The sequence below is a fragment of the Rahnella sp. PD4 genome (genome assembly GCF_049199325.1).
In the GTDB taxonomy this organism is placed as follows: domain Bacteria; phylum Pseudomonadota; class Gammaproteobacteria; order Enterobacterales; family Enterobacteriaceae; genus Rahnella; species Rahnella perminowiae.
In genome coordinates this window covers 155182-169567 of the sequence record NZ_JBLZQF010000008.1, presented here as the reverse complement: position 1 = coordinate 169567, position 14386 = coordinate 155182, and the positions used below count along the sequence as shown (strand labels likewise).

Genomic DNA, 14386 nt, shown 5'->3' with positions numbered 1-14386 from the left:
CCGTCGAGGCTATATGTCAAGCAATGGCTTGGAAAATAAAAATGACGTCCGGCAAAGCGTCGCAGAGCGATTACTGACGCTGCTGAAAACCCGCGGAGAACTTCAGGCCAGCGATGCCGGATATCTGCTCGGCACTACCGGCGAAGCCATGCGCCAACAGTTTGTGAAGCTGGCAAAGGAAGGACTGGTGGAAGCCAGAGCCGTTTCGCAAGGTGTCGGCCGCCCGGCACAGTTCTGGCAACTGACCGCCGCCGGCCATGCGCGATTCCCCGATGCCCACGCGGATCTTACCGTACAACTTTTGCAACTGATCCGCACTTCACTGGGCGATTCAGCATTGGATCAGCTGATCACGTCGCGCGAAAACCAGACGCTGGAAAATTACCGGCAGGCAATGAATGGCGCGAATTCTCTGGAAGAAAAGCTACAACGGCTGACGGCTATCCGCACGCGGGAAGGTTACATGGCGGACTGGAAAATGCAGGAGGACGGCAGTTATCTGTTTGTCGAAAATCACTGCCCGATTTGTGCTGCCGCAACCACCTGTCAGGGATTTTGCCGGGCGGAACGTGATGTCTTCAGCGATGTGCTGAACGCCAGCGTCGAGCGTACCGAACATATTTTGCAAGGTGCGCGGCGTTGTGCTTATGTCATCAGGTAGATTACAGACGAAAAAAAACCGCCGGTGAAGGCGGTTTGATTGCAGGGCAGCCGGAAACTTATTTGTTGCCGCTGCCTGCATTGCCGGTGCGACGCTGGCCTGCATGCGCAGGACGCGAACGTGCCGGACGGTTTTCAGCAGAACCACGGTTTTCTGAACCACGATTTTCAGAGGTGCCGCTGCGCTGGCCGTTGCCGCCCTGACGCGGAGCGCCTGAACGCGGTGCACCGGAACGTGGTGCGCCCGGACGCTGCCCCTGACGAGGCGCGCCACGACCGCCGCCACCGTTGCCCTGACGACCATTGATGATCGGCTCAGCTTTAATGCTCGGATCTGGCTCGTAGCCTTCCAGCGCGATGCGCGGAATTTCACGTTTCAGCAGGCGTTCGATATCACGCAGCAATTTGTGTTCGTCTACGCATACCAGAGAAATCGCCTCACCGGTGGCTTCCGCACGGCCGGTACGGCCAATACGGTGAACGTAATCTTCCGGTACGTTTGGCAGTTCATAGTTGACCACGTGCGGCAGCATATCAATATCCAGACCCCGCGCAGCGATGTCTGTTGCCACCAGAACACGAATAGAACCGGCTTTAAAATCAGCCAGTGCACGGGTACGTGCGCCCTGACTTTTATTACCATGAATAGCCGCAGCCGTGATGCCATCTTTATTGAGTTGCTCAGCCAAATGGTTTGCACCATGTTTGGTACGGTTGAATACCAGCACCTGTTTCCAGTCGCCTTCACCGATCATCTGAGACAGCAATTCTCTTTTACGTTTCTTATCAACAAAATGAACGCTTTGTTCAATTTGCGCAGAAGCGGTGTTGCGACGTGCGACTTCGACAGAAGCCGGGTTGGTCAGCAACTTGCTCGCCAGACCTTTAATCTCATCAGAGAAGGTAGCCGAGAACAGCAGGTTCTGGCGCCTGGCAGGCAGTTTCGCCAGCACGCGACGGATGTCGTGAATAAAGCCCATGTCCAGCATGCGGTCGGCTTCGTCCAGCACCAGAATTTCAACCTGAGATAAATCAACAGCACGCTGATGTTCCAGGTCCAGCAAACGACCCGGCGTTGCAATCAGCACATCTACACCACCGCGCAGTTTCATCATCTGCGGGTTGATGCTCACCCCCCCAAATACCACCAGCGAACGCAGGGTCAGGTATTTGCTGTAAGCCTGAACGTTTTCACCAATCTGCGCCGCAAGCTCACGGGTTGGGGTCAGGATCAGCGCACGAACCGGGCGACGTCCTTTGAATTGCGCGTTGGTATGGCTGAGCATATTGAGCAGCGGCAAAGTAAAACCAGCGGTTTTACCGGTACCGGTCTGCGCACTCGCCATCAGGTCACGACCTTCCAGCACGACAGGAATAGCCTGACGCTGGATAGGTGTAGGTTCGCGATAGCCCTGTTCTTCAACAGCACGCAAGATTTCGGCACTTAAGCCGAGGGAATCAAATGACATATAAGGAAAAGCTCCAGTCCACTCTAACCCGAACGGGGTTCGGTGCAGTTTCAAGAGTGGATGATCAGACGAGGCAAATGAGGCATTACCACGAGGATTCGGCACAAACTGCAGTGCGCCAGTTGCGTCGATACTAGCACAAAACGCCGCGCTGCGTGAAGTTATCTCCGTTGCGGCTGTAACTGACGGTTACAGCCGCAGACTCTGGTAACAAATTCAGGCCATATAATCTGCCGCGATAATCCGAAACTTTGATACAGGATAATCAATTATAAAGCTGATGAATGGGTTCCCACTTTTTGCGCTCCACTTCACAGATTTGATTGCTATGCTTCTTTTCTCTCACTCCTCTGTCCATAAGGCCACATCGCTGCAACATGGAAACCTGGAAAGTAAATTTAATCTCCGTCTGGCTGGGCTGTTTTTTCACCGGCATGGCGATGAGTCAGATCCTGCCTTTTTTACCGCTTTACATCGAACAGCTTGGCGTCACGTCTCATGAGTCCCTGAGCCTGTGGTCAGGGCTGGTATTCAGTGGCACGTTCCTGGTTTCCGCCGTCGTTGCGCCCTTGTGGGGCAGCCTGGCAGACCGCAAAGGTCGTAAACTGATGTTGCTGCGTGCCGCGCTGGGTATGGCAATTGTCATGATGTTGCAGGGGTTCGCCACCAACGTCTGGCAACTTTTCATTTTGCGCACACTGATGGGGCTGACATCCGGGTATATTCCGAACGCAATGGCGCTGGTCGCCTCACAGGTGCCGCGTGATAAAAGTGGCTGGGCGCTGGGTACGCTGTCTACCGGCCAGGTATCCGGCGTGATTATCGGCCCGCTGCTCGGCGGTTTTATGGCCGACCATCTCGGCCTGCGCACGGTGTTTTTCGTCACCAGCGGCATGCTGTTTATCAGCTTCCTCATCACATTATTTTTAATTAAAGAACGCGTGGTGCCGGTTACCAAAGCCAACCGCCTGAGCGGTAAAGCAGTCTTCACCACGCTGCCTTATCCATGGCTGATTATCAGCCTGTTCGTCACTACCATGATGATCCAACTGGCGAACGGCTCCATCAGCCCGATTCTGACGCTGTTTATCCGCGAACTGTCATCGGATACCAGCAATATCGCCTTTATCAGTGGTGTGATCGCCGCTGTACCGGGCGTTTCCGCGCTGATGGCCGCACCGAAACTCGGCAAACTCGGCGACCGCATTGGCGCGCACCGCATTTTGATTGCTGCGCTGGTTTTTTGCTTCATTCTGTTCTGCCTGATGTCACTGATTAATACGCCTACTCAACTGGGGATCCTGCGTTTCATGCTCGGTTTCGGCGACGGTGCACTGATGCCCGCAGTGCAGGCATTGCTGGTGAAATACAGCAGTGATCAGGTTACCGGCCGGATATTCGGTTACAACCAGTCGTTTATGTATCTCGGGAATGTGGTGGGCCCCTTGATTGGCTCAAGTGCTTCTGCCCTGCTCGGCTTCCGGTGGGTGTTTATCGTGACGGCGATTCTGGTGTTGTTCAACACAGTGCAGGTGTGGTGGAGTTTCCGACAGGTGCCGACGGGAAGGATCAGGGTTTGATTTGCTCCTCCCCTTCGCAGGGGAGGGAGTAAAAAGCCTCACCAGCAGGCATAAAAAAGGGACACTTCTCAGTGTCCCTCTCAATCGTTTGAAATCAAAAACCTTAACGACGGTTGCCGAAAATCCGCAACAACATCAGGAACAGGTTGATGAAATCAAGGTACAGCGTCAGCGCGCCAACAATCGAGTATTTACGGAAGTTATCACGGTCATCCTCTGACAACTGCGCACCCATGTTTTTCAGCTTCTGCGTGTCATACGCGGTCAGGCCGACGAAAATCAGCACACCGGCGTACGAAATGATATTCGCAAGGCCGGAGCTTTTCAGCCACATGTTTACCAGTGAGGCCAGCACCAGACCAATCAGCGCCATGAATAACATGCTGCCGATACCGGTCAGGTCACGTTTGGTCACATAACCGTAGACACTCATCGCGCCAAACATACCGGCGGCTACGATAAACGTTCCGAAAATTGAATCACCGGTGTAGACCAGAAAAATGCTGGAAAGTGTCAGACCGGTCAGTGCGGAATATAGCATGAACAAACCGGTGGCCACGGTGCCGCTCAGACGGTTCACCATACCGGAAATCACAAAGACCAGCGCCAGCTGCGCGATAATTAAACCGAAGAAAGTAATCTGGCTTGAGAAAACAAAGCTCATGATTTTTTCAGAGCCGGAAGCATACCAGGCCACAAATGCCGTCAGCAGCAAACCACAGAACATCCAGCCATACACTTGCGCCATGTACGCCTGAATGCCGGTGTTCGCGCGTTCAACAATTGAACCGTTACTGCGTGGATATCGATCCATGATGATTACCCTTTTGCATGGAGGATGAAAAATGAGGCCAAAACAGCCTCCCGATTTTTAAAGCGTATCACAGATAGGAAGAAAAGCATGGAAGGTCTGCGTGCGGTTGAGATGCTATTTACCAGCGGGCCGCCGCCTGTTTATCGCTGTCACGGGCATCGACCCAGCGGTCCCCCTCTTGCGTGGCTTCTCGCTTCCAGAATGGCGCGCGGGTTTTCAGGTGATCCATAATGAATTCATTGGCTTCGAATGCCATGCCGCGATGTGCACTGGTCACACCGACAAACACAATTTCATCGCCCGGATACATCGGCCCGATGCGGTGATAAACCGACACGCGTTGCAGCGGCCAGCGGTTACGGGCTTCGGCAATAATCTCGGCCAGCGCTTTTTCGGTCATGCCCGGATAATGCTCCAGCGTTAAGGCACTGACATGACTGCCCAGATTGTGGTTACGCACTTTGCCGGTAAACGTGACAACAGCACCGTCGGCGTCGGATTGCGCCAGCCAGTTGTATTCATCACCCACGCTGAACGGCGCAGCATCAACAACAATTTTCGTCTGATCCATCTCAGCCTCCGGTCACCGGCGGGAAGAACGCCACTTCATCACCCGCGCGCAACGGATGCGCCATCGTGGTTAGCGTCTGGTTAACCGCCACCAGTAATTTTCCTGATTCCAGCGCCAGTGCCCAGCGTTCTCCCCGTCCGGTAAGCGCAGCCCGTAACGCTTCCACCGTGGCAAAATCTGCAGGAAGTTGCAGGCTGGAGGTGCCGGTCAGTTCGCGCACCTGTGCGAAGAATAAAATATCAATCATAGTACCGCCTTAAAGTCGCCTGATTTACCGCCACTTTTTTCCAGCAGACGGATCGGGCCGATCACCATATCTTTCTGAACCGCTTTACACATGTCATAGATAGTCAGCGCCGCGACGGAAGCCGCCGTCAGCGCTTCCATTTCCACCCCGGTTTTCCCGCTCAGACGGCAGCGTGACTCGATACGCACGCGGTTATGCTCCGGTTGTGCTTCCAGAGTCACTTCTACTTTGGTCAGCAACAGCGGATGACACAACGGGATCAGATCCCAGGTCTTTTTCGCGGCCTGAATACCTGCGATACGCGCCGTGGCAAATACATCACCTTTGTGATGATTGCCGTTAATGATCATCGCCAGCGTGTCGGCAGCCATTTCAACAAAGGCTTCCGCACGGGCTTCACGAACAGTTTCCGCCTTGCCGGAGACATCCACCATGTGAGCATCGCCGGATGCATTAATATGAGTCAGTTCAGACATACTTATTTCTTCAAATGTGGAGTGAAATTACACGGCCCCTGACGGGCATCAAGCTGCGCTTCAATGATGTTATCCCAGGCGGTCTGGCAGGCGCGGGTTGAACCGGGCATGGCGAAAATCACCGTCTGGTTGGCAATGCCACCTATGGCGCGCGACTGAATAGTCGAGGTACCGATATCTTCAAACGACACCATGCGGAACAGCTCCCCGAAGCCTTCGATTTCACGGTCAAACAAGGGCTTCAGTGCTTCCGGCGTATTGTTGCCTGCACTAAAACCCGTGCCTCCGTTGATCAGAATCGCCTGGATTTTTTCATCTGCAATCCATGCGGAAACCACGGCACGGATACTGTAAATGTTTTCTTTGACGATTTGCTGTGCGACGACATGGTGGCCGCCTTCGGTGACGGCTTCTTTCAGGTAATGCCCGGACGTGTCTTCCGCGTCAGTACGACGGTCAGACACCGTCATGATCGCCACAGATAACGGCAAAAACGCTTTACTGGCTTTGCTCATCAGTTTGCTCCTTAAACGATTACTACCGGATTCAGCCGCCGATAAACGACAGATTCTGGGTGATCCCGGTATTGCCTTCATGCAGGAAGTGGGTCTGTTTTTTACGACTGAGGCCCCCCTGAATGCGATCCATCAGATCGTCCTGCTGCATGTCGTCGGCTAATAAATCACGCAGCGGAATACCCTGCTCGCCGAAAAGACATAAATGCAGATTGCCGATGGCCGATACCCGCAGCCGGTTGCAACTGACGCAGAAATCTTTTTCGTACGGCATGATCAGACCAATTTCACCCAGATAATCCGGATGGCTAAATACCTGCGCGGGGCCGTCGCTGCGTGAGCGAAGCTGCAACTGCCAGCCCTGATGCACCAGCTGTTCGCGCAGCACTTCACCGGAGATATGGTGTTTGCGGAACAGGTCACCCCCGTCGCCGGTTTCCATCAGTTCGATAAAACGTAACTGGATCGGGCGGGTTTTAATCCACGCGAGGAAGGTATTCAGACTGGCATGATTCACATCGCGCATCAGCACGGTATTGACTTTTACTTTGCTAAAACCGGCGTCAAAAGCAGCATCAATGCCAGCCATAACCTCGCGGAATTTATCCTGCCCGGTGATGGCATGAAACTGGCGGGCATCGAGACTGTCAACGCTGACGTTGATATTGGTGAGACCCGCGTCGCGCCATTTCGCAATATCACGCGCCATACGGTAACCATTGGTGGTCACTGCCAGAGTTTTAATGGAGGGGTTTTCGCGCACTGCGGCAATGATTTCGCAGAAATCGCGGCGCAGCGAAGGTTCTCCACCGGTCAGACGCACTTTTTCTGTTCCCAGATTGGCGAACGCACGGCTGACCCGACGGATTTCATCGAGCGAGAGAAAACTTTTATTGCTGTGTCCGTGCGGCTTATAGCCATCCGGCAGACAATAGGTGCAACGGAAATTGCACACATCAGTGATCGACAGCCGCAAGTAATAAAACTTGCGGGCAAAAGCATCAGTAAGTTGAAGCACCTTAACACCTTTCCAAATACGGGAGATGCGGGCATTTCTGCCGTGCACCCTGGTGACATAGTGTCACGGCCAGGGCTCCATATTGTTTCTGCGGGAACGACGTCAGAAAAACAACTTAGGAACCAGGGCTAGGAGTTGATTCATCCGGTCCGTAGCGGAGCGATAATGAATACGGGGTAACGGAGCATATTCTAACGCCGCAAAGTCCCGTTCGCCAAGGTGGTTTTTCGTTATGTATTTTGATATATAACGATATTTCACGACAAAAGGCAGCATTTTCAATGCCAAAAGCACCGGGTTTTTAATGTTCTCAGAGTGGCGAGAAGGGGTAACATCTTGTTGCAATATTAGGTAAAATCCGCCGCTGGAAAACGAGGTAAACCCGCCGCTCCCCATTTGAAAGGAAAACCATGCGCAATCGAACATTAGCTGACCTCGACCGGGTGGTGGCGTTAGGCGGAGGGCACGGGCTGGGCCGGGTGATGTCTTCACTTTCGCTGCTAGGCCCGCGTCTGACTGGCATTGTCACCACCACAGATAACGGCGGTTCAACCGGCCGTATCCGCCGTTCCGTTGGCGGCATCGCCTGGGGCGATATGCGCAATTGCCTGAATCAGTTGATCACCGAACCGAGCCTGGCATCGGCGATGTTCGAATACCGTTTCAGCGGCCAGGGCGAACTGGATGGCCATAATCTTGGCAATCTGATGCTGCGTGCGCTGGATCACCTCACCGTACGCCCGCTTGAGGCGATCAATCTGGTGCGCAGCCTGCTGAAAGTTGACGCAGAATTGATCCCGATGTCAGAACAACCCGCCGATCTGGCCGCGATTGATGCCAATGGTGAACATGTCCACGGCGAAGTGAACGTCGATAAACTGGCACAAATACCGCGTGAATTGCTGCTGGAACCCCAGGTGCCCGCTACCCGGGAAGCGTTACAGGCAATCGCCGAAGCCAATCTGATCCTGATCGGGCCGGGCAGTTTCTTTACCAGCCTGATGCCATTATTACTGATGAATGATATGACAGCCGCGCTGCGCCGCAGCCGGGCGCATATCGTGTATATCGGAAATCTGGGGAAAGAACTGAGTGTCGCCGCCGCCTCGCTGACGCTGGATGACAAACTGGATATGATCGAGAAGCGTATCGGCCGCCGCGCCGATGCCGCCATTGTCGGGCCTAAAGTCAACATCGGCAGCAGCGCCGCTGAACATCTGATTATTCAAAGCCCGCTCGAAGCCAGTGATGTGCCCTATCGTCATGACCGCGACATGTTGCGGATGGCGATTGAAGAGACGCTGCAAAAAATGATCTGATTCCGGAAATCACAAACACGAAAGGCCGCTTTAGCGGCCTTTTTTGGGTTCAGAAAACGGAGTTTATGACCAGTCGGCCAGAATTTCCGCCGTCGTTTTTACCGTTACCGGATTCCCCGGCACGGATAATTCACGCCAGACTTCATTATGTTGCCCGATCAGTTGCTGCGCTGAAACATATGTACGATCGCCGGTGGTATGCGCATCCGACGCGACCGTCACGGCATAACCTTTGCTGGCAGCAACCTTGATGGTGGTATCTACACAATAGTCCGTCGCACAACCGCAGATAGTAAAACCGGTTACGTTCAGTTGTCCCTGCAGAACATGATCGAGGGAGGTGCGGTAGAAAGAATCGCAGGCGGTTTTAGTCACGGAAAGTGCGTCTTCCGGCAGATGTAGCTCCGGCAATACCTGCCAGTATTCACTCCCTTCCGTCATTTCGCCTTCAGCGTGTTGAATGAAGATGACGCGCCCTGCCCGGGCTATCAGTTGATTAATCTGTTCGACCCGTCCGCTGCGGTCATAACGCGGCGAAGCAAATACCCCGTTTTGCATATCTACCACAATAAGAACACGTTGCTCTGACACGAGTTTTCTCCTCACAAGAACACGTTGAATTACTTTTTCACCAGCGGATGATTATTCCAGGGGCTGTCGGCTGCAGGTGCGGCGGTACTGACTTTGGTTTTTTGCGGCACCTGTGCAAACAAGGGGGTGCGGCGCTTGCTGCGGGTCAAATCCGGGCGCAGATGGCCTTCGATAAAATCCAGATATAAGGTTTCCACTTCCTTACGCGCCCAGGGTGTGCGGCGCAGGAACTTCAGGCTGGATTTCACACTCGGGTCACTTTTGAAGCAATTGATATTGACCTGTGAGGCCAGCGCAGGCCAGCCAAAGTTATCCACCAGTGTTGTCAGCAGTTTTTCCAGCGTGACGCCGTGCAGCGGATCTTTCGCTGCGCCAGGGTTTTGTGGTGTATCCGTCATTGGCTCGCTCGTCATTTTAAAATGTCAGGGTGATGATTTACAGGCCGCGCAGTCTATCACTTTTATCCCCGACATACTTCACATTGCCTGTGGGTTGGCTGCGTTCAATCACCCGACTTATTTGGGGACCGCTTTACGAAATCGCAATAAACTGCTCGCGCAATGCATGCAGCTCGTCACGGGTGTTAGCCGCTTCTTCGAACTCCAGATTTTGCGCGTGCGCATACATTTTGCTTTCCAGCTCTTTAATGCGCTGCTCCAGCGCTTTTGGCGTAAGCGATTTGAAGGTCTGCGCCGCTTCGGCATCGCGTTTGTCTTTGTTCTTTTTGGTCTTCGGTTGACCGAGTTGCAGGATGTCGGAGATCTTCTTATTCAGCCCCATCGGCGTGATGCCGTTTTCGAGGTTATACGCTTCCTGTTTGGCGCGACGACGTTCGGTTTCTTCAATGGCACGGGCCATCGAGTGGGTAATTTTATCACCGTAGAGAATCGCTTTACCGTTGAGGTTACGCGCTGCACGGCCGATGGTCTGGATGAGTGAACGTTCAGAACGCAGGAAGCCTTCTTTATCCGCATCCAGAATGGCCACCAGCGACACTTCCGGCATATCCAGCCCTTCGCGCAGCAAGTTGATCCCCACCAGCACGTCAAATTCCCCCAGACGCAAATCGCGGATAATTTCCACACGCTCAACGGTATCGATGTCAGAGTGCAGGTAACGCACCTTCTCGCCGTGTTCTTCCAGATACTCCGTCAAATCCTCGGCCATACGTTTGGTCAGCGTGGTGACCAGCACACGCTCGTTAATCGCGACACGTTTACGGATCTCCGATAACAGGTCATCCACCTGTGTGGTCACCGGCCGTACTTCAATGATCGGATCCAGCAGACCGGTCGGACGCACCACCTGATCGACCACATCGTCACCGGACTTCTCCAGCTCGTATTTCCCCGGCGTGGCTGAGACATAAATACTTTGGGGTGCCAGCGCTTCGAATTCCTCAAAACGCATCGGGCGGTTATCCAGCGCGGAAGGCAGACGGAAACCATATTCCACCAGCGTTTCTTTACGAGAGCGGTCGCCTTTGTACATACCGCCGATTTGCGGAATGGTGACGTGCGATTCATCGACAATCAGCAGGCCGTCAGCCGGAAGATAATCAAACAACGTCGGTGGCGGCTCGCCCGGCCCGCGGCCGGACAGATAACGTGAGTAGTTTTCAATACCGGAGCAATAACCCAACTCATTCATCATTTCGAGATCAAACTGCGTACGCTGGCTGATACGTTGCTCTTCCAGCAGTTTGTTATTGGCAAGCAGCACCTTGCGGCGATCCGCCAGTTCGACCTTGATTTCTTCCATCGCCTGTACAATACGTTCGCGCGGCGTTACGTAGTGCGTTTTAGGGTAAATGGTAAAACGCGGCACTTCATGTTGCACCTGGCCGGTCAGCGGATCAAACAGCGAAAGACGTTCAACTTCCTGATCAAACAGCTCAATGCGCAACGCCAGATCATCCGATTCAGCCGGGAACACATCAATCACTTCGCCACGCACGCGGAAAGTACTGCGCTGGAAAGCCTGATCGTTGCGTGCATATTGCAGCTCTGCCAGACGACGCAGGATCGAACGCTGATCGATAATCATCCCTTTGGTCAGATGAAGCATCATTTTCAGGTACAAATCCGGATCGCCCAGACCGTATATCGCTGAAACAGAAGCCACCACAATGACATCACGTCGTTCGAGCAGAGCTTTGGTGGCAGAAAGGCGCATCTGCTCGATGTGTTCGTTCACCGAGGCGTCTTTTTCGATAAAAGTATCTGAACTTGGGACATACGCCTCTGGCTGATAATAGTCATAGTAAGAGACGAAATATTCGACGGCGTTTTCCGGGAAGAATTCTTTCATCTCACCGTATAACTGCGCGGCCAGCGTTTTGTTGGGGGCCAGTACCATCGTCGGACGGTTCAGATCCGCAATCACATTCGCCACGGTAAAGGTTTTGCCCGAACCGGTGACCCCGAGCAATGTCTGGTGCGCCAGCCCGTTCTCCAGCCCTTCTTCCAGACGGCGTATCGCCTCTGGCTGATCGCCGGACGGTTTAAATTCGGAATGTAGTTTGAACACTTTACTCATGACGGGCTACCTGACTGAAATGGGAACGCATAGGGCCGTGCGCGCTGTACGGGTGAACAGTTTGCGGAAAAATAGTATGAAAGACTTCGCGATTTTTGCCAGCCCTGATTTTACCTTCGCTATAATACTGTATATAAAACCAGCTTCCAACCGATAAAGAATGTTTGCGTTTAACCTGCTGGCGCTGCTGCACTTTTTTAGGATATGAAAGATGAGATCTCTCACCATCAGGTGACATTTTTTCCCAAAATTCTTTCCCCTTCCGCTTTCTGACCACAGGCTGACGAAGATTGACACAACTATGACGAACGAATTACGACTGTATTGCTTTTAGGTAACTCATTGATTAAAAAGATTATCACTAAAAAGCTGCGAATACGGGCAAACTGAGCGGAACCCGCATGCTGACTCGTCTGTAGCAACTTTTCTTACTCTCATACACAAGGTTATCCACAGGAATAGTGGATAAGTCTCAGCACGCCCCGCGCTGCGGGAGTTGGTAAAAAACAGGATTTTGCCTCCTGCCGGTCTGAGAGGTCTTTTTTAGTTATTTTTTATCTTTTTTATCTCCTTATTTATGCCTATTTTGCCTAGAGAGTCAGGCTGATGTTTCTTGCAAAAACCAAAAGTGCATCCCGACAGGATTTTTTGCTCATGTTTGTCCATGAGGTTGCACCAAAAGCAGTAAGGGCAGCACTGGCAAAGTGCAGTTCCCTTGATGCCGCACCCTGCGGGGGAAAACTCAAAACCTCAGAAACGCTAATGAATAATCCTAAATTGTAAGGGGCCTGGCTGGTAACACCCATGCAACGCCCCTTTTCCCTGCCGTTTTTACAAACTTGGCCTGAGAGTTGCAACGTCTGTGCATGAAAAGGTTAAGGCAGCCAGAACTGCTTTTTTCACCCCGGCGTAAAAAATGAAGATCTCCCTGTTTTCTGGGGTACAGAATCATTTTTAACGTAGGGAAACCTCTCTTAGCCCCATTTATGACTGGTTAAGGGATATTTATCTGTCATTGATGCTGTCAGATTGTCCGTCAACAAACGGGATTAAATTCTGTCAGGGGCATCAATAGCGGAACATAAATGTCAGAAATATGACAGTGGCCGTCAAAGTGAAGTTCAGCGGAAGGCTCCGTGCGGGAGGGAGATCTGATGTTAAGTGTAAAATCAGTTAATCAGTATTATGGGCAAAAACATATTCTGTGGGATATCAATCTCGAACTGTACCGCGGTCAATGTACCTGCCTGATCGGGCGAAATGGCGTAGGAAAAACCACGCTGGTGAACTGCATCATGGGGCATCTTCCGGTGAAAAGCGGTGCAATTTCCTGGCAATCACGTGATGAAGAACCGCAAAGTCTGCTGAATTTGCCGGTCGAAAGCCGTGCGCAAATGGGTATCGGTTACGTGCCACAAGGACGGCAGATTTTCTCCCAGATGAGCGTCGATGAAAACCTGCAAATTGCTATGATGGCCAGCCGGAATAAGACCCGTCGTGTGCCGGAAGAAGTGTATGACCTTTTTCCGACACTAAAGGAAATGGGAGCGCGCAAAGCCGGTGAACTTGATGAAAGCCAGCAGCAGCAACTGGCAATCAGCCGTGCACTGGTTCAGGAGCCTGAATTACTGATTCTGGATGAACCCACCGAGCATACCAGCGCATCAATGGCGGCGAATATGGGTAATATTATTCACCGCCTGAACCGTGATCTTGGTCTGACATTGTTGCTGGTCGGCCATAAATTGCCGTTCATCCGCAGCGTCGCGGACCGTTTCTGTCTGGTCGATGACGGACGAAACATCGCGCAAGGCACGCTGGCGCAGCTTGACGATACGTTAGTCAAAAATTATCTGACCGTCTGATGTCTCAGCGGGTGAGGCGGTCCAGATCCAGATATTGGCCTAAATTCACGTCCAAACCCTGAGTCAGGTACGGGATCTCGCCCAACAGGGGCGCAGGCAGCATACGCGTGAGTGTCTCTCTGTAAGCCTGATGATGCTTCCCCGTTTCCTGAATGTCATTGGCTATCCAGCCTGCCAGAGGCAAGCCGCTTTGTACAATGGCCTGCGCCGTCAGCACGGCATGGTTAATACAACCGAGCCGCATGCCTACCACTAACACTACCGGCAATTGTTCGGCCACCGCCCAGTCGGCAAACGTGTAATCTGCCGTCAGCGGCGTGTACCAGCCGCCCGCGCCTTCCACCACCACCCAGTCCGCCAGCGGTTCGAGATGACGCAACCCGTCTGATAACACCTGTGGATCAATCGGCCGGTTTTCCAGTTCGCTGACGATATGAGGTGACGTCGGTTCGATAAACGTGCACGGGTTCACTTCGTCATAACGCAGCCCGACAGTGCTGTAAGCCTGCAAGGCCAGCGCATCACTGTTGCGAGGCCCTTCCCCGGTCATTTCACTGCCTGATGCCACCGGTTTATAACCGGCGGTTGTGTGTCCGGCGCATGCAGCAGCCTGTAAAAAAGCAGTGGTCGCCACGGTTTTACCGACTTCAGTGTCGGTGCCGGTAATAAAGTATTTTTTCATCATTTATTTTAATAAAAGTCTGGTGTTGGTTGGCTCCCTCC

The 14386-nt window shown here is 52.8% G+C and carries 17 protein-coding genes and 1 riboswitch; of the genes, 4 read left to right on the top strand and 13 right to left on the bottom strand.

Annotated elements, in window-relative coordinates; all coding sequences use genetic code 11:
- Nucleotides 1-13: 13 nt before the first annotated feature.
- The gene (locus ACOZIO_RS19210) at nucleotides 14-661 is read left to right on the top strand and encodes a helix-turn-helix transcriptional regulator (protein ID WP_129951955.1); all 648 of its coding nucleotides are present in this window, start codon (nucleotides 14-16) and stop codon (nucleotides 659-661) included.
- A gap of 58 nt (nucleotides 662-719) precedes the next feature.
- Here the strand turns inward: ACOZIO_RS19210 and rhlE are convergent, their stop codons facing one another.
- Nucleotides 720-2129, bottom strand: a complete 1410-nt coding sequence (rhlE, locus tag ACOZIO_RS19205) for an ATP-dependent RNA helicase RhlE (protein WP_129951957.1) — start codon at nucleotides 2127-2129, stop codon at nucleotides 720-722.
- Nucleotides 2130-2506: 377 nt separating this feature from the next.
- Between rhlE and mdtG the strand changes: the two genes are divergently transcribed.
- Complete coding sequence (gene mdtG, locus ACOZIO_RS19200) at nucleotides 2507-3709, top strand: multidrug efflux MFS transporter MdtG (RefSeq protein ID WP_129951958.1); 1203 nt, start codon at nucleotides 2507-2509, stop codon at nucleotides 3707-3709.
- 103 nt (nucleotides 3710-3812) lie between these two features.
- Here the strand turns inward: mdtG and ACOZIO_RS19195 are convergent, their stop codons facing one another.
- The 7 genes from ACOZIO_RS19195 to ACOZIO_RS19165 all read right to left on the bottom strand — a co-directional run bounded on the left by ACOZIO_RS19195 (nucleotide 3813) and on the right by ACOZIO_RS19165 (nucleotide 7776).
- Entirely contained in the window at nucleotides 3813-4523 is a 711-nt protein-coding gene (locus tag ACOZIO_RS19195) for a Bax inhibitor-1/YccA family protein (RefSeq protein ID WP_129951959.1), read from the bottom strand.
- A gap of 118 nt (nucleotides 4524-4641) precedes the next feature.
- Complete coding sequence (gene moaE / locus ACOZIO_RS19190; protein ID WP_129951960.1) at nucleotides 4642-5094, bottom strand: molybdopterin synthase catalytic subunit MoaE; 453 nt, start codon at nucleotides 5092-5094, stop codon at nucleotides 4642-4644.
- Nucleotide 5095: 1 nt separating this feature from the next.
- Nucleotides 5096-5341, bottom strand: a complete 246-nt coding sequence (moaD, locus tag ACOZIO_RS19185; protein WP_129951961.1) for a molybdopterin synthase sulfur carrier subunit — start codon at nucleotides 5339-5341, stop codon at nucleotides 5096-5098.
- The gene (gene moaC, locus ACOZIO_RS19180) at nucleotides 5338-5817 is read right to left on the bottom strand and encodes a cyclic pyranopterin monophosphate synthase MoaC (protein WP_129951962.1); all 480 of its coding nucleotides are present in this window, start codon (nucleotides 5815-5817) and stop codon (nucleotides 5338-5340) included. Before moaC ends, moaD begins: the two co-directional genes overlap by 4 nt.
- A 2-nt stretch (nucleotides 5818-5819) precedes the next feature.
- Nucleotides 5820-6332: a molybdenum cofactor biosynthesis protein B gene (gene moaB, locus ACOZIO_RS19175; RefSeq protein ID WP_129951963.1), complete on the bottom strand. Its 513-nt coding sequence runs from the start codon at nucleotides 6330-6332 to the stop codon at nucleotides 5820-5822.
- A 31-nt stretch (nucleotides 6333-6363) separates the two neighbouring features.
- The gene (gene moaA, locus ACOZIO_RS19170) at nucleotides 6364-7350 is read right to left on the bottom strand and encodes a GTP 3',8-cyclase MoaA (protein WP_129951964.1); all 987 of its coding nucleotides are present in this window, start codon (nucleotides 7348-7350) and stop codon (nucleotides 6364-6366) included.
- Nucleotides 7340-7497: riboswitch (molybdenum cofactor riboswitch) on the bottom strand. It overlaps the preceding gene by 11 nt.
- Entirely contained in the window at nucleotides 7453-7776 is a 324-nt protein-coding gene (locus ACOZIO_RS19165; RefSeq protein ID WP_165385158.1) for a hypothetical protein, read from the bottom strand. Its footprint overlaps the riboswitch before it by 45 nt.
- Here ACOZIO_RS19165 and ACOZIO_RS19160 point away from each other — a divergent pair.
- Nucleotides 7761-8669 carry a gluconeogenesis factor YvcK family protein gene (locus tag ACOZIO_RS19160; protein WP_129951965.1) on the top strand — a complete coding sequence of 303 codons (909 nt, stop codon included), beginning with the start codon at nucleotides 7761-7763 and terminating at the stop codon, nucleotides 8667-8669. The genes ACOZIO_RS19165 and ACOZIO_RS19160 overlap by 16 nt on opposite strands.
- 63 nt (nucleotides 8670-8732) lie before the next feature.
- Here the strand turns inward: ACOZIO_RS19160 and ACOZIO_RS19155 are convergent, their stop codons facing one another.
- From ACOZIO_RS19155 to ACOZIO_RS19140, 4 genes are all read right to left on the bottom strand, one after another.
- Nucleotides 8733-9260 carry an isochorismatase family protein gene (locus ACOZIO_RS19155; RefSeq protein ID WP_421595590.1) on the bottom strand — a complete coding sequence of 176 codons (528 nt, stop codon included), beginning with the start codon at nucleotides 9258-9260 and terminating at the stop codon, nucleotides 8733-8735.
- A gap of 29 nt (nucleotides 9261-9289) precedes the next feature.
- Nucleotides 9290-9658: a VF530 family DNA-binding protein gene (locus ACOZIO_RS19150; protein WP_421595603.1), complete on the bottom strand. Its 369-nt coding sequence runs from the start codon at nucleotides 9656-9658 to the stop codon at nucleotides 9290-9292.
- A 133-nt stretch (nucleotides 9659-9791) separates the two neighbouring features.
- Complete coding sequence (gene uvrB / locus ACOZIO_RS19145; protein ID WP_129951967.1) at nucleotides 9792-11798, bottom strand: excinuclease ABC subunit UvrB; 2007 nt, start codon at nucleotides 11796-11798, stop codon at nucleotides 9792-9794.
- Between the two features lie 590 nt (nucleotides 11799-12388).
- Complete coding sequence (locus tag ACOZIO_RS19140; protein ID WP_129951968.1) at nucleotides 12389-12604, bottom strand: hypothetical protein; 216 nt, start codon at nucleotides 12602-12604, stop codon at nucleotides 12389-12391.
- 348 nt (nucleotides 12605-12952) lie between these two features.
- On the opposite strand from ACOZIO_RS19140, the gene ACOZIO_RS19135 reads away from it, so the two are divergent.
- Nucleotides 12953-13663 carry an ABC transporter ATP-binding protein gene (locus ACOZIO_RS19135; protein WP_129951969.1) on the top strand — a complete coding sequence of 237 codons (711 nt, stop codon included), beginning with the start codon at nucleotides 12953-12955 and terminating at the stop codon, nucleotides 13661-13663.
- A 4-nt stretch (nucleotides 13664-13667) separates the two neighbouring features.
- Here ACOZIO_RS19135 and bioD read toward each other — a convergent pair whose 3' ends face one another.
- Entirely contained in the window at nucleotides 13668-14348 is a 681-nt protein-coding gene (bioD, locus tag ACOZIO_RS19130; protein ID WP_129951970.1) for a dethiobiotin synthase, read from the bottom strand.
- Nucleotides 14349-14386 lie beyond the last annotated feature (38 nt).